Origin of the sequence: Mesorhizobium helmanticense, assembly GCF_003034915.1 — a bacterium.
Taxonomy (GTDB): domain Bacteria; phylum Pseudomonadota; class Alphaproteobacteria; order Rhizobiales; family Rhizobiaceae; genus Mesorhizobium; species Mesorhizobium helmanticense.
In genome coordinates, this window is the sequence record NZ_PZJX01000028.1 from 289,124 (window position 1) to 307,318 (window position 18,195).

Sequence of the window (18,195 nt, forward strand, 5' to 3'; positions counted from 1 at the left end):
AGCCAATCGCCGAGGCGCGGCCGCTCAGCGCTTCTTGGCCCTGCCGGCAAACGGATTGTCCGAGGTGCGCAGAGCGATGCGGATCGGCACGCCTGGCATGTCGAAGGCCTCGCGCAGGCTGTTCGAGAGATAGCGGACGTAGGATTGCGGCATCGCGTCGGGCCGCGAGCATTGGACGACGAAGCCTGGCGGGCGGGTCTTGGCCTGGGTGACGTATTTGACCTTCAGCCGGCGGCCGGCGACGGCGGGCGGCGGATGGTGCGCCAATATGCCTTCCAGCCAGCGGTTGAGCTTGCCGGTCGAGACGCGGCTGTTCCACACCTTGTGCGTCCTGATGACGGCATCCATCAATTTATCGAGGCCGCGCCCGGTCTCGGCCGACACCGGCACCGCCTGGATGCCGCGCGCCTGCGGCAGCAGCCGCTCGGTTTTCTCGCGCAGTTCCGCCAGGAGTTCCTGGGGGCGGTCGATCAGGTCCCATTTGTTGAAGGCGATCACTGGCGCACGGCCCTCGCGGATGATCAGGTCGGCGATCTGCAGATCCTGCTTCTCGAAGGGGATGGTGGCGTCGAGCACGATGATGACGATCTCGGCGAAGCGGATGGCGCGCAGGCCGTCCTGCACCGACATCACTTCCAGCTTTTCGTGGATCCTGGCCTTGCGGCGCATGCCGGCGGTGTCGAACAGTTTCACCCGGCGGCCGCGCCAGTCCCAGTCGACGGAGATGGAATCGCGGGTGATGCCGGCTTCCGGCCCGGTCAACAGCCGCTCCTCGCCGATCAACGCGTTGATCAAGGTCGACTTGCCGGCGTTGGGCCGGCCAACGACGGCGATGCGCATCGGCTTGGTGTCGTCATAGGTCGGTTCGGCATCGGGATCGGCGATGTCCTCGCCGATCAGCACCTCGCTGGCGGCGATCTCCTCGTCTTCGTCCTCTTCCTCGCCGAAGGCACGTTCCTCGCCGAGCGCCGCCACCACCGCGTCGCGCAGGTCGGGCAGGCCCTGGCCATGCTCGGCCGAAACCGGGATCGGCTCGCCAAGCCCAAGCTCCCATGCCTCCAGCATGCCGCCCTGGGCGCCCTTTGCCTCGGCCTTGTTGGCGACCAGCACGACGGGCTTGCCGGATTTCCGGACGATCTCGGCAAAGGTCCTGTCGTCGGGCAGCAGGCCGGACTTGGCATCGATGGTGAAGAAGATCAGGTCGGCTTCACGGATGGCGATCTCGGTCTGGACGCGCATGCGGCCGGGCAGCGTCGCCGCGCCCGCATCCTCGAAGCCGGCGGTGTCGATGACGTCGAAAGCGAGATCGTAGAGCTTGGCGGCATGGACGCGGCGGTCGCGGGTGACGCCCGGCGTGTCGTCGACGAGCGCCAGCTTCCTTCCCACCAGCCGATTGAAAAGAGTCGATTTGCCGACGTTAGGACGGCCGATGATGGCGACTTTGAAGCTCATCCGATTCTACCGCCTAATGTGCATGTCGTTGATCCCAAAACCGCTTCGCACTTTTGGGCGACATTGCACTACGACGCGCTGCCCGACCCGCGGATCAGCTCGGACATCAAGGTCGCCCGCTCGCGCGTATTGCGCGGGGCGCCGTCATCCGCGGCGATCTGGTCGAACAATTTCAGAGCATCCTGTGACTTGCCTTCCTTCCAGGCGGCCAGGCCAAGCGCCTCGCGCGCGGCGTGGCGCAGCGGATTGGTGTCGGCGGTCAGCGCCTCGACGCGGCTGGAGACATCGGCAAAAGAGCCGTGGTCGACGAGCAACAAAGCTGCCCTGAGGCGCGCCATGTCACGAAGGCCTGATGGAATGTCGGTGTCCGCGGCAACCTCGTCGAAATCCTTGACGGCGGCGTCGACGTCGCCCTTGTCGGCCTTGACGGTTGCCGCGCGCATGCGGGCAAGCAGCGGATAGGCGCCGTAGCCGTCCTTTTCCAGGGAATCGAGCGCGGTCAACGCCTCGTCGCTCTTGCCGTCATTGGCGAGCTTCAGCGCCTGCGAGAAAGCGTCGCCCGAACGATTGGCGCGGGTCTCGTCCCAATAGCGGTAGCCCACGACGGCGGCGGTGCCGACCACCACCAGCACCGCGAGCACAATCAAGGCAGGACCAAAACGGTCCCATAGCGCATGCGCCTGTTCGCGACGAATCTCTTCGTTGACTTCGCGGATAAAACTGTCGTCGGACATCAATCAAAACCATTGCTGCCCGGAACGGGGCGCTTCTTGAGCCCGCGTTTTAGCGAAATTTCGCCGGCATGGAAGGGGTTCGCCAGGAAAATCGGCGAGATCAGGATGATGTTTGGTTGAATCGTCATCCTGATCTAGCTCTTGTTGGAGCATGATCTTTTTCGAAAACCGGTTCCCACTTTTCGGGATCATGCTCTATCGGGAGGCAGACGACCGAAAGTGCGACGGCAGAGGCGACCGCACCCGTGCCACATTTCGCCGATAGCCGATCTTAACCGTTTCTGTGCCAGACCGGATGCCGATGCCTCGTTTGTTCCGCGTTGTTGCGTTTTCCCTTGCCTCGCTTTCCCTTGCCGCAGCCGGCACGGCTTTCGCCGATCCGCCGGCAGCACCCGCGCCGGCAAGGCAAAAGCAGGTCGTCATCATCTCGTTCGACAGCGCCCGCGACATTTCGCAGTGGAAGCGCAGCCGCGCGTTGGCACAGCGCACCGGCGCGCATTTCACCTATTTTCTGTCCTGCGTCTTCCTGCTGTCGCCGCAGACGCGCACGGAATATACGGCGCCCGGCAAGAGCGCCGGGAAATCGAATATCGGCTTTGCCGCCTCGAAACAGGAAGTAGCCGATCGGCTTGAACAGATCCGGCTGGCTGCCGCGGAAGGCCACGACATCGGCAGTCATGGCTGCGGTCATTTCGACGGCAAGGATTGGAGCAAGGCCGACTGGCTCGCCGAGTTCGGCGCGTTCGAACACACTCTCGAGAATGCCTATGCGATCAATGGCATTGCGCCCGAACCCCGGGGCTGGCGCGATTTCGCGCAGCATGAAGTGGTCGGCTTCCGCGCGCCCTATCTGTCGACGAACAAGGCGCTCTACCAGGCCTTGCCTAGGGCCGGCTTCCTGTTCGACGCCAGCGGCGTCTCGAAAGGCCCGGTCCAGCCGCCGACCAGCAACGGCATAACGCATTTTTCGCTGCCGCAGATCCCGGAAGGCCCCAGCTCAAGGCCGGTGATCGCCATGGACTACAATCTCTATGTCAGGCATTCCGGCGGTTTCGAACGGCCGAGCAAGGCGGCCGAATTCGCGGAGCGGACCTATGACGCCTTCCGCGCCGCCTTCGACAAGCAATATCAGGGCAAACGCCTGCCGCTGGAGCTCGGCTTCCACTTCACGCTGATGAATGACGGCGCCTACTGGAACGCGCTGGAGCGTTTTGCCGGCGAGGTCTGCGTCATGACGCAAGTCGAGTGCATCAGCTTCCACGACTATGTTTCGCGGCAACGGGGCGGCGAGCGACAGGCAAATGTGGGCGGCTGAGCCGCACACGCTTTTTCCGAGATGTCAGACCTGATCCTCGGCGCCCTGACGTTGGAGATAGCGCTGGTCGATTTCAGGCAGTGGCTCGCCCTGCAACGTCGCCTCGAAGGCGCGCAGGCGCTTATGCACGGACTGAAGTTCAACGATGGTCGACCAGGAGGTGAGCAGAAACTGCAGCGAACCGGTCACTCTGCCAAAGGCGTTCGGTATCTGATTCAGGACGCCAAGTGTTATCCTGTGCGCCACGATGGATGGCCCCATGACAAAGAATGAGAAGATATTGTCAGCTTGCAAGTAGGTGTAACGAACCACATTGAAGTAGATGTAATGGAAGTAAAGCCTGAAGTAATTTCGGCGAACATTGTTGAACAACTCCGCTGTCGTAACGGGCTGAGCACGGTCAGCGTGATCCTCTCCATAGACCAGCTCCTTACGATAAGCTGCCTCGACGCGCTGATTGCGGAACTGGAGGCCGGGCAGTTTCAGACCGGCGATCATTACTGAAATGGTTCCGAAGACGCACCAGGCTATCGCGGCAACCACAAGGGGATGAGGAATAGCGCCGACTATTGGCAATTCGCTGATATTGGCCTCAAGTCTGATCAACACCGGAAGGAACGCGATCAACGTCATGATCGACTGCACGAAGCTGGTGCCCAGATCCTCCATGATTTGAGCGAAGCGCATGGTGTCTTCCTGAACGCGCTGAGAGGCGCCCTCAATGTGGCGCAGTTTGCTCCAGTTCGTCATGAAGTGATCGTTCATCGCCATTCGCCAACGGAAGATCCAATGGCTGACGATAAAGGCATTGATCACGCTGACATTCATACCGACCAGCGCCAACCAAGCGAATGTGGCCAGCCGGGCGTAAAACTCGGCATTGGTCGATTCGATCGTTTTAGAAATCAGTCCTTGGATATAGTCGAAGAACGGGCCGTACCAGTCGTTAACGGCGACGCTGATCTGCACATTGAAATAGATCAGAAAGAGGATCAAGGCGGCTACAAGGATGGACCAGTTCTGCCAGGGGTGCGGTGCGTAAAGACGCCAGAACGCGTAGAAGACCCCAACGCCGATAGTGAAATAGATATAGAACCAGAGGAATGGCTTCGAGACCAGGACGGCGATGCCAACGATTGGCGGCGCATCGGCGGCAGCCGGCGGCAGGCCGAAAATGGCGCCCAATTGCTCGCCACCGAAAAACCAGAACAGGATTGCCGCAAGGCTCCAGACGGCAGCCGAGCTGAAAAACAACTTCGGCTGCGGAAAAAACGATACGAACACTGTGGCGAAATCCTCGGTCGGCGCGCAAATCAGCGGCGTTGCTGTTCAGCGGGCATAAGGTCACACATCGACCGGAAAGAAAATGGTGGCTCGATGCCCGCCCCCGAGCAAGACCACAATCATGGCGATTTTGGCGCAGCCGACCAGGCGACGACGCCGGAGACGACCAGGACGACGGCAGCCACGAGCGAGGCCAGGAAGAAGCCGCCCGATGCCTGCGCCAGCAGACCGGCGACGAGCGGACCGATGATCTGGCCGAGGCCGAAGGACGCCGTCATGACCGCGAAAGTCCGGCGCGGCGCTTGCGGTGCGAGCTGCTTTACGGCCTGCAGGCCGAGCGCGGTCATGGCCATGAATGTCGCGCCAAGCAGAAACCCGCCGAGCAGCGGCCCGGCGCGCCCGCCCATGGCGACGCTCGCGGTGACACCGACCGCCTCGATCAGGCAACCCGCAAGGCAGGCCGCGTAGAGACCGATCCTTGCCGCGATCTTCTGCCAAAGCCAGACCGAGGGAATTCCGGCAAGGCCGGTGACCAGCCAGACAACCGCCTCGAAGACGCGGCCGCCGCCGCCCTGGCGCACGATGGCAACGAGGAACGTCGCCGTCACCACATAGCCGAAACCGAACAGGCCGTAGGCGACAATCATCTTCACCAACGACCGGTCCTTCGGCAGCGCCGGCTCGCGGCTGTCAACGCCGTTGGTGGTCGACGCAGGCCCGACCAGCAGAGCCACGATAGCGACGCCGCAGGCGCAAATCGCCGCCGACCACAGCCAGCCAGCCGCCCAGCCGGCATGTCCGGTGACGAGAACGGCCATCAGCGCCGAGGAGGCCGCGATGCCGAGGCCGACGCCGCCGAAATGCAGCGCCTGCAGGTCGTTGCGGTCGGCTGCGGTGAGATGGCCAAAGACGATGCTGGACATGAAGACCATGACGAGGGCGCTGGCGACGCCGCCCAGAAAACGGATGACGAGAAAGGCCGCCATGCTCTCGGTCAGCCCCATCAGCGCGGCCAAGACGGCGCTGGCGGCAAGGCCGGAGAACATCAGCAGGCGCTCGCGTCCATGCGCCCAGCCGCCGGCGGCGGCAAGCGCGCCGACGAGGTAGCCGAGATAATTGGCCGACGCGATCCAGCCGGCGTCGGCCGGCGACAGGCCGAGTTCTTCCATCATGCCGGGCAGGATCGGCGTATAGACGAAGCGACCGATGCCCATGGCGACGGCAAGCGCGACCATGCCGGCGAAGGCGAGACGTAAAGGGGATGGCGAAGCGGCTTTCATTGCGGCGCACAATAAGTGCGCCGGCCTGTCAAACAATCCAGTTATGTTGGGCCAGAAGGGCTCCCAAGAACCGCTTTCGAGCGCCGCGGTACAGAACGAGCGTCGACGATCCTTCGCGCCCCCCTCTGTCCTGCCGACGTCTCGGCAGCGATCCTCTGTGCGAAGGATTCAACCGCAGCCGACCTGCGCCGTTACCGTCTCATAATCAGTGTGCCGCGCCGTCAGCCGGAACGGCACATCGCCAAGCTCGCGCTCCGACATGGTGTCCAGAACGGGGTGCGACAGCGGGTCGATGACCCACCTGGTGGTCTCGCTTTCATGCGACAGGCTTTGTCCCGTGCCGGCTGCGGAGAAGGCCCTCAGCCATGATAAAATCTTCATCAGCTTCGCTCCAAAGATCGGGTTGCCCGTTAAAATCTGCCATTTCGCCTGCTGTTTCAATTGAGATTTCGGCCATGCCGGTTTAGAAAAACTCAAATGGCCATGCTGAACCGCGTCCACCTGAACGGCCTGCGCGCCGTCGAAACCGTTGCCCGGCTGGGCTCGCTCGCCACGGCGGCGGCCGAGCTCAACGTTTCCGTCAGCGCCGTCAGCCAGCAGATCAAGCGCACCGAAATGCAGCTCGGCCAGACACTGTTCGAACGGACGCCCGGCGGATTGGTACTGACGGAATTCGGTGTCGTCTTCACGGCGCGGCTCAGCGCCGGTTTCCGCGAGCTTGCGCAGGCGGTGGCGCTGGCCGACGAGACGAGCCAATGCATGCTTGTGGTTTCTGTGGCGCCGGCCTTCGCTTCGAAATGGCTGCTGCCACGGCTGTCCAGGCATTTCGCCCGCCATCCCAACGTGCTGTTGCGCATCGACGCCTCGGTCAGGCTCGCCGATCTCGACCATTCCGACATCGACATCGCCATCCGGCTGGGCGATGGCAAATGGCCGGGCGGGCGCGCGGAACTTTTGCTGGCGCAGGAGGTGTTCCCGGTCTGCGCGCCATCGATCGCGGCCAGACTGAAGTCGGTCCAGGACCTGGCGCAGACCTGCGCCATCACCGACGAGCGGTCGATGATCAGTTGGGACAGATGGTTCGAGGCAGCGGGCGTCGAGCCAGTCACCTTCCTCAAGGGCGCGCGTTTCACCGACCCGATGCTGTGCCTGGAATCGGCGATTGCCGGCCATGGCGTGATGCTCGCCTGGCAATTGCTGACGGCTGACGCTCTCGCCGACGGCCGGCTGGTCGCCCCGTTCGGCGTGCGCGCTGAGAGTGGACTGGGGTACTGGATGGTGACTTCGGCAACCAAGGACGAGAGCCGCAAGGTCCGTGATTTCAAGGCCTGGATCCGCGAAGAGATCGCGGCGACGATGGCGCAGTTCAGCGCGCTCGACAGCGCCGCCTGAGGCTGGCGCATTCCAATGCCGCGGGCGTCCTTTGCGCGTCCGAATGGACGCACGGCGCTGTGGCCCATCGCAATGGCGGTGGAAAGCGCCATCCGGCCGGTCTATGTATGAAGCGAACCCCAACATCACGGCAGGCAGGACCATGACCACACATTCGCGCGGCGTTTCCGTAACGATCGACCCGGTGAAACTCGACAGGCTGGCGGAGGTCGCCATCAAGGTCGGGCTGCAATTGCAGCCGGGGCAGGATCTGGTGCTGACCTCGTCGATCGCGGCCCTGCCCTTGACCAGGCGGATCGTCGAGCATGCCTACAAGGCCGGGGCCGGCCTGGTGACGCCGATCTTCAACGACGACGAGATCACGCTGGCGCGCTACCGCTACGGGGCCGATGCCGGTTTCGATCGCGCCGCTGGCTGGCTCTATGAGGGGATGGCGAAAGCGTTCTCCAACAACGCCGCTCGGCTTGCGGTGCGCGGCGAGGATCCGTCGCTGTTGTCGGGGCAGGATCCTTCGAAGGTAGCGCGCGCCAACAAGGCGAATTCGATGGCCTATCAGCCGGCGCTGGAGAAGATCACCGGCTTCGACATCAATTGGAACATCGTCGCCTATCCCGACCTTGCCTGGGCGAAGCAAGTATTCCCCGGCGATGCCGACGACGTCGCGGTGGTGAAGCTCGCCGATGCCATCTTTGCGGCGTCGCGGGTGGATGTGGAGGACCCGATCGGCAACTGGACGGCGCACAACGCGGCATTGAAGAGCCGGACCGAATGGCTGAACGGCCATAATTTCCATGCGCTGCATTTTACCGGGCCGGGCACCGATCTCACCGTCGGGCTGGCCGACGGCCATGAATGGATGGGCGGCGCCTCGACCGCCAAGAACGGTGTCACCTGCAACCCGAACATCCCCACCGAAGAGGTCTTCACCACACCGCATGCAAGGCGCGTCTCGGGCCATGTCTCCTCGACCAAGCCGCTGTCCTACCAGGGCACGCTGATCGACGAGATCTCGGTGCGCTTCGAGGACGGCAGGATCGTCGAGGCCAAGGCTTCGAAGGGCGAGGACGTGCTGAAGAAGGTGCTCGACACCGATGAGGGTTCGCGCCGGCTCGGCGAAGTGGCGCTGGTGCCGCATTCCTCGCCGATCTCGGCGAGCGGCCTTTTGTTCTTCAACACGCTGTTCGACGAGAACGCCGCCTGCCACATCGCGCTCGGCCAGTGCTATTCGAAGTGCTTCGTCGACGGCGCCTCGCTCAGCCAGGAGGAGATTGCCCAGCGTGGCGGCAACAAGAGTTTCATCCATATCGACTGGATGATCGGCTCGGACAAGATCGACATAGACGGGCTCAGCAAGGACGGCGAGCGGGTGCCGGTTATGCGCAAGGGCGAATGGGCCTGACAAGCCGGCAGAAAGCCCGATGCTGATCGGCCCATGCGAGGTTGGCGATGGGACACGACATCGCGGTGAAGCGCATCTATGAGCCGCCCTCGTCTTCTGACGGTCAGCGGGTGCTGGTTGATCGCATATGGCCGCGCGGGCTCAGCAAGGAGCACGCCACGCTGACGCTGTGGCTGAAAGACATCGCGCCCAGCGACGAACTGCGCAAATGGTTCGGGCATGAGCCGGCGCGTTGGGCGGAGTTTCGGAGGCGGTATCGCGCCGAGTTGGATGGGAATGGCGAGGTGGTGGCGCAACTGCACGCCTTGCTTCGCGACGGCAAAGTGACGCTGCTCTATGGCGCGCATGATGAGGCGCATAACAATGCGGTGGCGCTGGCGGGATACCTACTTCGTCATCCTCGGGCTTGACCCGGGGATCCATGCCGTAACTTCAGCCGGAGGATGCGGCGGAGTAGAACCTGCCAGGTTGCAATGCTCGAAGGTCACGGCATGGATCCTATGGTCTGCACCGCGTCGCTTCGCCCCTTGCTCCGCCATAGGATGACGACGCGATCGGCACCGCGACTTCACTTCCCCCCAACCGCCTGCTCATAAATGTCAGGCTTGAAGCCAACCAGGATACGGTCGCCGACCTCCAGCACCGGGCGCTTGATCATCGTCGGTTTGGCCAGCATCAGCGCCTTGGCCTTCTTTTCATCGAGGTTCAGCTTGTCCTTGTCCGACAGTTCGCGGAACGTCGTGCTCGCCTTGTTGAGCAACTTTTCCCAGCCGACCTTGCCGACCCAGCCATCCAGCCGCTTCGCGTCCAGCCCCTCGGCCCTGTAGTCGTGAAACCGACAGGCAGTGCCATGATCCTCCAGCCAGACGCGCGCTTTCCTGACCGTGTCGCAGGTGGTGATGCCGTACATTGTGATCGTCAAAGGCGTATTTCCCCAGGGCTGACTGTCGAATCCGCTTCAGCCTAAAACCGCCCTTCCCGCTTTGCCAGCACCCTAGCCCAAATCTTCAGAATTTTGGGGCTTGCCAATACTAAGGAATTTACCTAAGTATTTTCGGAACGATCTTTGGCCGACGCAGTGGCGCGAGGAAGACATGACCGCGACAACAAACCCGCAGACCGCCGGTTCCGGCATCCCGCCGATCGACGGCATTTTCCGGGCGCTGTCCGATCCGACGCGCCGCCGTGTGGTCGAGCGGCTGAACAGAAGCCCCGCCTCGGTCAGCGAGTTGGCGGAGCCCTTCGGCATGGCCCTGCCCTCCTTCGTCGAGCACCTGAAGGTGCTGGAAGGCTGCGGGCTGGTGCGCTCGCAAAAGACCGGGCGCATCCGGACCTACCAGCTTGCACCCGAACCGCTGAAGCTCGCGGAAAACTGGCTGGCCGAACAGCGCACGCTGTGGGAGCGCCGCCTCGATCAATTCGAAGCCTACGTGATGAAACTTAGGGAAAGCGACAAATGAATATGATCCCGCTGTTCAAACCCGATCCGAGACTCGACCTCGTCCTCGAACGCGTTGTCGATGCGCCGCGCGAACTGCTGTGGACCGCCTACACCAAGCCCGAGCACGTCCGCCAATGGTTCACGCCGAAGCCGTGGATCATCACCGATTGCGAGATCGACCTCAGGCCCGGCGGCCTGTTCAGGACCCGCATGCAGTCGCCTGACGGCAAGGAGGTCAACGACCGCCATTGCTGCTATCTCGACATCGTGCCTAACGAGCGGCTGGTGTGGACCGACGCACTGCTGCCCGGCTATCGGCCATCAGGGAACCCATTCATCACCGCGGTCATATCGTTCCAGCCGGAAGGCAAGGCAACGCGCTACATCGCGACCGCCATCCACCGCGATGAAGCCACGCGCAACAACCACGAGGAGATGGGTTTTTATGACGGCTGGGGCACCGTGCTCGACCAGCTTGCGCAATACGTCAAGACGATCTGATGGTGTCTTCTCACATGGCGGCTACCGCATCGTCCTGGCCGCTCAGCCGCCAGCGCCCGTAAAGTTGATACCGGCCCTGCCCCAGGAAACTGTGGACGAGCACGAAGTCGCGGACCGTCCAGCCGATAGGTTCGATGGTTCGTTCGCCAAGCTTCGCGACACGCGTCCTGTCGCGCAGCAAGGTGACGTGGGGTTCGAAGGAATTCGCCAGGAAGGGCTTCAGCGGGCTGTCAGCGAGCGTGGCGCCGAGGCTGCGCCAAAAGGTTTGCAAGGGTGGAATACCGTCGCTGCCGCGCAACACCAGTGCGCCACCGCCGAAGGCGGACAGACGATCGAAGGAAACATTGAACGATGCCGCCTGGACGAGGCCACCGGCGCGGCAGGCGGCTTCCACCAGCGACATCGGCAATCCGTCATGATCGCCGAGCCCAACCAGCGAGATGTGCAACTGCTTGGCCGCAATGAGCTTGCCGCGCAGGCCCAACTCGCGCTGCCAGCTCGCCGCCCTCAGCGCCAGTGGCGTGGCGATCGTGCTTTCCAAAAGAATGGCGAAAAACAGCCGATCGTTGCGCCGCTGGTCCGGCTCGTCCCAGCGGAAGAAAGTCTGGCCGTTCTTGCCGATCCCGAATGAAGGCAGCTCGTTCATGGCTGATCCCGTCCGGCATTTTGGTCCGATCGAGCAGTCTAGAACAAAACAAGAACATACTACAACGGAAAATAGCACCCGCGCTCGATGCCAAGGCGGCGCACCAGCGCCAGCACATTGTCGATTGTGGGTGTCGGCTGGCCGGTCAGCCGGCCGAGCTCCTGCACCGCCGTCACCAGCGCGTCGATCTCCATCGGACGGCCGCGCTCCAAATCCTGCAGCATCGAGGTCTTGTGCTCGCCGACATCGCCGGCGCCCTTGATGCGCCGGTCGACCGATATCGGGAAGCGAACGCCAAGGCTTTCGCCGATCGCCTGAGCCTCCAGCATCATGGTGCGGGCAAGCGCGCGGGTTGCCTCATCGGCAACGATGGCCGCAAGCGTGCTGCCGGTGAGCGCGGAAATCGGGTTGAAGGAGAGATTGCCCCAGAGTTTTACCCAGATTTCGCTGCGGATGTCGTCGCGAACCGGCACCTGCAAACCCGCCGCGACCATCTCCCCGGCAAGCCGCGTGACGCGTTCGCTCTTCTCGCCCGAAGGCTCGCCAAGCGAGAAGCGCGTGCCCTCGACATGGCGGATCAGGCCGGGCGCATCCACTTCGGCCGCGGGGTAGACGACGGAGCCGATGACGCGTCCAGGGCCGATACGATCCCAGATCGTTCCGCCCGGATCGACCGCCTGCAGCCGCGTGCCCTCCAGCGGCCCGCCAACGTCATGGAAATACCACCATGGCACGCCGTTCTGCATGGTGACGACGGCCGTGCCCGGCCCGAGCAGCGGCGCGATCTGGTCGAGCGCCGGGGCAACGGAATGGGCCTTGAGCGCCAGCACGACATAGTCCTGCACGCCAAGCTCCTCGGCCAGCGCCGCCGCCCTGACAGCAGCGACGGATTCGCGACCGTCCTCGATCAGACGAAGTCCATCCGCCCGGATCGCGTCGAGATGCGCGCCGCGCGCCACGATCGAAAGATCGACCTTGCCGGCCACGGCAAGCTTGGCCGCGAGATAGCCCCCGATCGCGCCGGCGCCAAAGACGGTGATCCGCATCGTCAACCCGGACCAGGTTTGGTAAGACCGAGCTTGGCGGCGAGACCGATGCGCTGCAGCTTGCCGGTCGCGCCCTTGGGGATTTCGTCCAGGATCAGGACCTTGCGCGGGACCTTGAAATCGGCGAGCCGCGTCGCGGCAAAGCCGCGAATATCGGTCTCGGTCGTGGCCATGCCCTCGCGCAACACGATCGCGGCCGCAACCTCTTCGCCCAGCTTGTCATGCGGCATGGCGAAAGTGACGACCTGCGCCACCGCCGGATGATCCATCAGCACCTCGTCGACCTCGAGCGGCGAGATCTTCTCGCCGCCGCGGTTGATGATCTCCTTCAGCCGTCCGGTGACGCGCAGATAGAGATCGTCGTCGAGCACGCCCTGGTCGCCGGTATGGAACCAGCCATGCGCGAAGGCGCTGGCATTGGCGTCCGGGTTCTTCTCGTAGCCGGCCGTGACATTGGGACCGCGAATGACGATCTCGCCGGTCTCGCCGGCTTTGAGCAGCCGCCCGTCCGGCGCCATCACAGCCACTTCAGGCCCGGCGGCGGCGCCGACGCTGCCCGGCTTGCGCTGGCCCGGCGGCAGCCGGTTTGAGGCCATCTGGTGCGCGGCTTCCGTCATGCCGTAGGATTCGATCACCGGGCAGCCGAAGGTCGCTTCGAGCTCGGCCATCACCTGCGCCGGCAGCGACGCCGAGGACGAGCGGATGAAGCGCAGCGGTGCGGCCGCCAGTTGATCGGCATTGCGCGCGGCGCGCGGCAGGATCGCCTGATGCATGGTCGGCACCGCCGTGTACCAGCTCGGCCGCGCCTCGCCGAGCCAGTGAAAGAAGCGCAGCGCGTTGAAGCCCGGCGTGCAGAAAACGCTGCCGCCGGCGGCAAGCGAGGACAGCACCGCCGCAATCAGTCCATGGATGTGGAACAGCGGCATGATGTTGAGGCAGCGATCATTTGATGTCAGGCCGAGCGTGGCGCCGATATGGGCGGCCGATGCGGCGAGATTGGCATGGCTGAGCGGCACCAGCTTGGGGCGCGACGTGGTGCCGGAGGTGTGCAGCAAGAGCGCGATGTCACCATCCTCGGCCAGGCCGGACAAAACAGACGGACCGACCGGTTTGCCTACGATCTCGAAACTGCCGGCTGGCACGTCACCCCGTGCTGCGAGCCTCAGCACAGCTATGCCCAGGCGCTCGGCAACCGCGACCGCCGGGCCACTCTCGTCCTCGGCGACCAGGATCGCTTTTGCGCCGATATCGCTGAGATAAAAATCGAGCTCGTCGGCCCGGTAGGCCGGATTGAGCGGCGCCGTCGAGGCGGCGGCCGCCACGGCGACAAAGGCCGTCGCCATTTCCGGGCCGTTCGGCAATACGATGGCCACCCGGTCGCCGCGGCCGAGGCCGAGCGCATTGAGCCGCGTTGCCGTTTCGACGATCAGGCGGCGCAGCCCGCCATGGCTGAGCGTGGTCCTGTCCGGGGCCGCGATCGCCGGCGCATCGTCGGCTCCGGCACCGAGCCGTTCAACAATCGATGCGGCTTCAGACAACGCGAACCTCTAGGTCGCCGACGCCCTCGACATGGCCGCGCAGAACGTCGCCGCGAACGACCGCCCCGACGCCCGCCGGCGTGCCGGAAAGAATGATGTCCCCCGGCATCAGCGTGAAAAGGCCTGAGAGATAGCTGATCATTTCGGGAACTTTCCAGATCATCTGGTTGAGGTCGCCCGTCTGCTTTCTCTCGCCATTGACGTCCAGCCAGATCGATCCCTTGTCGGGATGGCCGATCGAACCTGCAGGAACCAGCGGCGTGCATGGCCCCGATGCCTCGAAAGCCTTGCCGACTTCCCATGGGCGGCCCATGTCCTTCGCCTTGCCCTGCAGGTCGCGACGGGTCATATCCAGAGCCACGCCGTAGCCGAATACACAGTCCAGGGCCTTGTCGACCGGGATATCCCTGCCGCCGCTTTTCAGCGCCACGACCATTTCGATTTCGTGATGAACATCATTGGAGGCCGGAGGGTAGGGAAATTCTCCCGACGTATCAAGGTTGTCGGGGTTCTTCTGGAAGAAGAATGGCGGCTCCTTGTTGGGGTCGTGCCCCATCTCGACCGCATGGGCGGCATAATTGCGCCCGACGCAATAGACCCGGTGCACCGGAAACAACTTGTCGGTTCCCGCCACCGGGATGCTCGGGATTGCGTTCGGTTCGATGACATAGGTCGTGCCGTGCATGTTCACTGTCTTGCTCCTGCATAATATTCGACTTTGGCTTCGGCCCGTTCGATCAGCTCGGCGATCACCAGGGCGAAGGCGAAAAGGATGACGGTCAAGGCCCAGAATTCGGCCATGCGGAAATTGCGCGAGAAAGTCTCGAACAGCGCACCGTAGCCAACGATGGCGACGAGCAGCTGGCCGATGACGACGCCCTTGACGCCGCGAATGAGGCCGAGGCGGATGCCGGCAAGGATTTCCGGAAGGGCGGCCCAAAGGATGATCTTGGAGTAGAGCGCCGGACGCGAGGCGCCATAGGAGCGCGCCATTTCGATCAGCGACGGCGAGATATGGCGAACGCCGGCGCGCGTGTCGAGAACGATGATCCAGATCGCAAACAGGAACACCGCAGCGACGATCGTCTTCTCGCCGAAGCCGAACAGGATCATCAGCACCGGAACGATCGCCGAGAGCGGCGCGCTGGAAAAGATGTTGACCCACATGCCGAGCAGATCGTCGGCGATCTTGACGCGTCCCATCAGGATGCCCAGCGGCACGCCGATGACGATCGAGAGCACCATGCCCGTGGCGAAGGCGCGAAGGGTGGTGACCGTGGCCTTCTGCCAGGACGGGGTCTGCACGAGATCGACCGCTGCAGCCAGCACCTCACTGAAGGGCGGCAGCAGGAAGACAAGGTTCAGACGACCAACGACCTCCCACACGACGCACCAGACAAGCAGGGACGCCATCATTGGTATGCGATAGCCAAACAGGGTCATTGCCGGTCATTCCACATATTGCTTCAGCCCCTGCCAGATCTCGTCGACGGTATCGAGATAGTGCCGGTCGCGATGAATGCGCTCGGGATCGCCAGAGCGGTCGATTTCCGGTTCGATGATCTGCGAAACCCGGCCGGGCCGCGGCGACAGCAAGACGATGCGGTCGGAGATGTAGACCGCCTCCTCGATCGAGTGCGTGACGAAGATGAAGGTCTTGTTCTGGTTGGTGCGCAGCCGGATCAGATCCTCCTGGAACTTGCGCCGGTTCTGCTCGTCGACCGCCGAGAACGGTTCATCGAGAAGCAGGACATCGGCATCGACCGACAGAGCGCGCGCCAGGCCGACGCGCTGGCGCATGCCGCCCGACAGTTCATGGGGATATTTGTCCTCGAAGCCGGCGAGGCCGACTTCGGCGATGTAACGGCGGGCGATCTCCTCGCGTTCGGCCCTGCTGGTGCCGCGCAATTCCAGGCCGAAGGCGACATTGCGCAACACGGTTGCCCAAGGCATCAGTGCAAAATCCTGGAACACGAAAGCGCGTTCGGGGCCTGGTGCGCTGACAGTCTTGCCGTTGATGGCGATGGTTCCGCCATCGGCCCTTATCAGGCCAGCGATGATCTTCAGCAGCGTCGTCTTTCCGCAACCGCTAGGCCCGAGAAGGCTGGTCAGCTTGCCCCGGGGAAAGTCGAGGTCGATGCCGCGCAGCGCCTCGACATTGCCATAGGTCTTGGAAATCCCCCTCACCTCCACAATAGTATCGATCGGTGCCGACACCGGCGACGGTCCATTTCGCAATGCGGTAGCGCGCATCTCAGGCACCTCTCTTCTCGGGCCTGAACACACGAGCTTCCACCCATTGCAGAAAGACCAGCGTCAGGGTGGAAAGGGCAATGATCGAGCCAATTGTTGCATACATCTCGGCGTAGTCGGCGCGCGAGCGGTGGAAGGTGATGAGGTCGCCGATGCCGGTCGGGGTGATCAGCAGTTCGGCCAGCACCACGCCGACGAACCCGGCGGCGACGCCGAGGCGCAGACCGGCGAAGATGACCGGGCTGGCGTCCGGAAGAATGATCTTGGCAACGGTCTGCCACGGCGTGCCGAGGAACGACCGGCACATGACGAGCAGCGATTGGTTGACGTTGCGCACGGCCTTGTAGGTGTTGAGCACGATGACCGGCAGCGCAAGGATGATGACGGCAAGCGTCTTGGCGGTCATGCCTATGCCGTAGACGAAGGTGACCATCGGAATGAAGGCGGCGACAGGGGCCGCCTGAAGCACGATGAACACCGGGATCAGCAGCCATTCGCCGGTGCGCCACAGGCCACAGATAGTGCCGAGGCCGACACCCAGGAACGCCGACAGGACGACGCCGAGCACCAGTGGCTGCAGCGTCGAGAGATAGGCGCTGGCCAGGCTCCCGTCAGCGAGCAGACCGAAAAACGCGACCATCGTGTCGGAAAAGGTCGGGAAGGCGAAGCTGACGGGAATGCGTCCAGCCACTTCCCATATCGCCGCGAAAGCAGCGATAGAGACCAGCCTGAGCACGACCGGCTCTTCCCACCAGGCGCCCGTCGTGCCGCGGCTGGAAGAGGCAGCGAGGCCAGCAGCCTCGCCGTCGGTTCTGATGCTCAAAGCCATCCGCCAGGCCGCCTATTTCTTGCCGAGCTTGGCGACGGCGCGGTCGAGTGCGGCGACATCCCAGAAGTCCGCCACCTTGAGGCTGGCGGGATCGCCCTCGATCTGGCCGGCAAGGCTGAAAAAGGCGAAATCGTCGGCGGCCGCATCGGCGCCGCCGCCGCTCAGCGCAAGGCTGCCGGCTGCCGCTGTTTCCTTGTAGTATTCGGTGATCTCGCCGTCGGCTTCAGCGCCGAGATCCGGCAGCAGTTTGTACTTGTTGCGGAATTCCACCGCGACAGTCGGGTTCTCGGTAATTTCGCGCGCGGTCTTCATCAATTCCTCGACCAGGATATCGACGTCGGCGGCGTTGTTTTTCAGATAGTCCGCCGTGGCGAACAACGCTTCGTCGGAGGCTTTGAGATTCTCCACCGGCAAGACGATGAACTTGCCGGGCGCTTCGGCCTCTAGCGCGCGCCGGTTGGCGGCGTCGACGATCGACGCCTTCAGCGTCCCCTGGAGCAGCGCGTTGCGGCGGACTTCGGAGCCCGGGACATAGCTGACGTTGCCGAGCTTGATGCCGTGGTTCTTCGCCATCAGCAGCATGACCGCCTCGGTGCCGGAACCGCGCGCCTGAACGGCGACGTCCTGCCCGTCCAGATCCTTCCATTCCTTGTAAAATTCGCTGTTGACGACGGGAAAGAAGCGCAGCGTCGATATCTGCGCAAAGACGCGGATCGGCACGCCCGCCTTCTGGATCAGCGTATAGGGCGCGCCGATGCCGACATCGGCCTGGCCGCCGACAATCGCCTGGGCAGCCAGGTCCTCGTCATTGAGCACGATGAGTTCGACATTTACGCCGCGCTCCTTGGCGCGCTCTATCGCGGCGAGCGTCTGGATGGATTCGATGCCGGGAAGGTCGCCGAATGCGATGCGCATGTCGCCCGCGCTTGCCGCCGGCAGCGGCGCACTCAAAAGGACCGCGGCGAAAGCGGCGGTTAGGATGGTACGTCTGGATAGTCTGGCCATTGTCATTCCTCCCGTTTCTTATAACCATTCTTATAACCATTTTTCTAATTGGTTAAGCAAAGGAAGCTGATTGGTCAAGG

General features: G+C 63.3%; 20 protein-coding genes. 6 read left to right on the forward strand and 14 right to left on the reverse strand.

The features are described from left to right. Positions 1–24 precede the first annotated feature (24 nt). Positions 25–1,452, reverse strand: coding sequence for a ribosome biogenesis GTPase Der (der, locus tag C9427_RS16025; protein ID WP_107650085.1), 1,428 nt, complete (start codon positions 1,450–1,452; stop codon positions 25–27). Positions 1,453–1,520: 68 nt separating this feature from the next. Continuing rightward, complete coding sequence (locus C9427_RS16030) at positions 1,521–2,186, reverse strand: tetratricopeptide repeat protein (RefSeq protein ID WP_107650086.1); 666 nt, start codon at positions 2,184–2,186, stop codon at positions 1,521–1,523. 301 nt (positions 2,187–2,487) lie between these two features. On the opposite strand from C9427_RS16030, the gene C9427_RS16035 reads away from it, so the two are divergent. Beyond that, complete coding sequence (locus C9427_RS16035; protein ID WP_107650187.1) at positions 2,488–3,501, forward strand: polysaccharide deacetylase family protein; 1,014 nt, start codon at positions 2,488–2,490, stop codon at positions 3,499–3,501. A gap of 24 nt (positions 3,502–3,525) precedes the next feature. On the opposite strand, the gene sbmA is transcribed toward C9427_RS16035, so the two are convergent. The 3 genes from sbmA to C9427_RS35320 all read right to left on the reverse strand — a co-directional run bounded on the left by sbmA (position 3,526) and on the right by C9427_RS35320 (position 6,566). After that, entirely contained in the window at positions 3,526–4,785 is a 1,260-nt protein-coding gene (gene sbmA, locus C9427_RS16040) for a peptide antibiotic transporter SbmA (protein ID WP_107650087.1), read from the reverse strand. A gap of 119 nt (positions 4,786–4,904) precedes the next feature. Beyond that, positions 4,905–6,065: a YbfB/YjiJ family MFS transporter gene (locus C9427_RS16045; RefSeq protein ID WP_107650088.1), complete on the reverse strand. Its 1,161-nt coding sequence runs from the start codon at positions 6,063–6,065 to the stop codon at positions 4,905–4,907. Between the two features lie 168 nt (positions 6,066–6,233). Continuing rightward, complete coding sequence (locus tag C9427_RS35320) at positions 6,234–6,566, reverse strand: hypothetical protein (protein ID WP_342587251.1); 333 nt, start codon at positions 6,564–6,566, stop codon at positions 6,234–6,236. Here C9427_RS35320 and C9427_RS16055 point away from each other — a divergent pair. The 3 genes from C9427_RS16055 to C9427_RS16065 all read left to right on the forward strand — a co-directional run bounded on the left by C9427_RS16055 (position 6,543) and on the right by C9427_RS16065 (position 9,266). After that, positions 6,543–7,457: a LysR substrate-binding domain-containing protein gene (locus tag C9427_RS16055; RefSeq protein WP_107650089.1), complete on the forward strand. Its 915-nt coding sequence runs from the start codon at positions 6,543–6,545 to the stop codon at positions 7,455–7,457. The two genes, C9427_RS35320 and C9427_RS16055, sit on opposite strands and share 24 nt — an antisense overlap. Positions 7,458–7,599: 142 nt before the next feature. Further along, complete coding sequence (locus C9427_RS16060) at positions 7,600–8,856, forward strand: aminopeptidase (protein WP_107650189.1); 1,257 nt, start codon at positions 7,600–7,602, stop codon at positions 8,854–8,856. 47 nt (positions 8,857–8,903) lie between these two features. Further along, positions 8,904–9,266, forward strand: a complete 363-nt coding sequence (locus tag C9427_RS16065) for a DUF488 domain-containing protein (protein WP_107650090.1) — start codon at positions 8,904–8,906, stop codon at positions 9,264–9,266. A gap of 158 nt (positions 9,267–9,424) precedes the next feature. On the opposite strand, the gene C9427_RS16070 is transcribed toward C9427_RS16065, so the two are convergent. Beyond that, positions 9,425–9,778 (reverse strand): ArsC family reductase, encoded by a 354-nt coding sequence (locus C9427_RS16070; protein WP_107650091.1) that lies wholly within the window; start codon positions 9,776–9,778, stop codon positions 9,425–9,427. Between the two features lie 172 nt (positions 9,779–9,950). Here C9427_RS16070 and C9427_RS16075 point away from each other — a divergent pair, with 172 nt between their 5' ends. Both C9427_RS16075 and C9427_RS16080 read left to right on the forward strand, forming a co-directional pair. After that, positions 9,951–10,316: an ArsR/SmtB family transcription factor gene (locus C9427_RS16075; protein ID WP_107650092.1), complete on the forward strand. Its 366-nt coding sequence runs from the start codon at positions 9,951–9,953 to the stop codon at positions 10,314–10,316. Then, positions 10,313–10,798 (forward strand): SRPBCC family protein, encoded by a 486-nt coding sequence (locus C9427_RS16080; RefSeq protein ID WP_425351651.1) that lies wholly within the window; start codon positions 10,313–10,315, stop codon positions 10,796–10,798. The genes C9427_RS16075 and C9427_RS16080 overlap by 4 nt, the downstream gene beginning before the upstream one ends. Positions 10,799–10,808: 10 nt before the next feature. On the opposite strand, the gene C9427_RS16085 is transcribed toward C9427_RS16080, so the two are convergent. Genes C9427_RS16085 through C9427_RS16120 form a run of 8 tightly spaced genes read right to left on the reverse strand, consistent with a single transcriptional unit; the run spans position 10,809 to position 18,115 of the window. Then, a complete protein-coding gene (locus C9427_RS16085; RefSeq protein ID WP_107650093.1) occupies positions 10,809–11,444 on the reverse strand; it encodes a 2'-5' RNA ligase family protein in 636 nt (211 codons plus the stop codon). A gap of 59 nt (positions 11,445–11,503) precedes the next feature. After that, the gene (locus C9427_RS16090; protein ID WP_107650094.1) at positions 11,504–12,490 is read right to left on the reverse strand and encodes a 2-dehydropantoate 2-reductase; all 987 of its coding nucleotides are present in this window, start codon (positions 12,488–12,490) and stop codon (positions 11,504–11,506) included. 2 nt (positions 12,491–12,492) lie between these two features. Continuing rightward, positions 12,493–14,028, reverse strand: coding sequence for an acyl--CoA ligase (locus C9427_RS16095; RefSeq protein WP_107650095.1), 1,536 nt, complete (start codon positions 14,026–14,028; stop codon positions 12,493–12,495). Next, positions 14,021–14,713: a fumarylacetoacetate hydrolase family protein gene (locus C9427_RS16100; protein WP_107650096.1), complete on the reverse strand. Its 693-nt coding sequence runs from the start codon at positions 14,711–14,713 to the stop codon at positions 14,021–14,023. The genes C9427_RS16095 and C9427_RS16100 overlap by 8 nt, the downstream gene beginning before the upstream one ends. A gap of 2 nt (positions 14,714–14,715) precedes the next feature. Next, positions 14,716–15,471 (reverse strand): ABC transporter permease, encoded by a 756-nt coding sequence (locus C9427_RS16105; protein WP_107650097.1) that lies wholly within the window; start codon positions 15,469–15,471, stop codon positions 14,716–14,718. Between the two features lie 6 nt (positions 15,472–15,477). Then, on the reverse strand, positions 15,478–16,281 hold the full coding sequence (locus tag C9427_RS16110) for an ABC transporter ATP-binding protein (protein ID WP_107650098.1): 804 nt from the start codon (positions 16,279–16,281) through the stop codon (positions 15,478–15,480). Between the two features lies 1 nt (position 16,282). Continuing rightward, complete coding sequence (locus tag C9427_RS16115) at positions 16,283–17,110, reverse strand: ABC transporter permease (RefSeq protein ID WP_107650099.1); 828 nt, start codon at positions 17,108–17,110, stop codon at positions 16,283–16,285. 12 nt (positions 17,111–17,122) lie between these two features. Next, a complete protein-coding gene (locus C9427_RS16120; RefSeq protein ID WP_107650100.1) occupies positions 17,123–18,115 on the reverse strand; it encodes an ABC transporter substrate-binding protein in 993 nt (330 codons plus the stop codon). Positions 18,116–18,195 lie beyond the last annotated feature (80 nt).

Coding starts and splice junctions, on each gene's coding strand:
- C9427_RS16085 (WP_107650093.1), bottom strand. CDS start 11,444: ATGAACGAGCTGCCTTCATTCGGGATCGGCAAGAACGGCCAGACTTTC.
- C9427_RS16035 (WP_107650187.1), top strand. CDS start 2,488: ATGCCTCGTTTGTTCCGCGTTGTTGCGTTTTCCCTTGCCTCGCTTTCC.
- C9427_RS16045 (WP_107650088.1), bottom strand. CDS start 6,065: ATGAAAGCCGCTTCGCCATCCCCTTTACGTCTCGCCTTCGCCGGCATG.
- C9427_RS16030 (WP_107650086.1), bottom strand. CDS start 2,186: ATGTCCGACGACAGTTTTATCCGCGAAGTCAACGAAGAGATTCGTCGC.
- der (WP_107650085.1), bottom strand. CDS start 1,452: ATGAGCTTCAAAGTCGCCATCATCGGCCGTCCTAACGTCGGCAAATCG.
- C9427_RS16080 (WP_425351651.1), top strand. CDS start 10,313: ATGAATATGATCCCGCTGTTCAAACCCGATCCGAGACTCGACCTCGTC.
- C9427_RS16120 (WP_107650100.1), bottom strand. CDS start 18,115: ATGGCCAGACTATCCAGACGTACCATCCTAACCGCCGCTTTCGCCGCG.
- C9427_RS16100 (WP_107650096.1), bottom strand. CDS start 14,713: ATGCACGGCACGACCTATGTCATCGAACCGAACGCAATCCCGAGCATC.
- C9427_RS16090 (WP_107650094.1), bottom strand. CDS start 12,490: ATGCGGATCACCGTCTTTGGCGCCGGCGCGATCGGGGGCTATCTCGCG.
- C9427_RS16075 (WP_107650092.1), top strand. CDS start 9,951: ATGACCGCGACAACAAACCCGCAGACCGCCGGTTCCGGCATCCCGCCG.
- C9427_RS16055 (WP_107650089.1), top strand. CDS start 6,543: ATGGCCATGCTGAACCGCGTCCACCTGAACGGCCTGCGCGCCGTCGAA.
- C9427_RS16065 (WP_107650090.1), top strand. CDS start 8,904: ATGGGACACGACATCGCGGTGAAGCGCATCTATGAGCCGCCCTCGTCT.
- C9427_RS16105 (WP_107650097.1), bottom strand. CDS start 15,471: ATGACCCTGTTTGGCTATCGCATACCAATGATGGCGTCCCTGCTTGTC.
- C9427_RS16110 (WP_107650098.1), bottom strand. CDS start 16,281: ATGCGCGCTACCGCATTGCGAAATGGACCGTCGCCGGTGTCGGCACCG.
- C9427_RS16060 (WP_107650189.1), top strand. CDS start 7,600: ATGACCACACATTCGCGCGGCGTTTCCGTAACGATCGACCCGGTGAAA.
- C9427_RS16115 (WP_107650099.1), bottom strand. CDS start 17,110: ATGGCTTTGAGCATCAGAACCGACGGCGAGGCTGCTGGCCTCGCTGCC.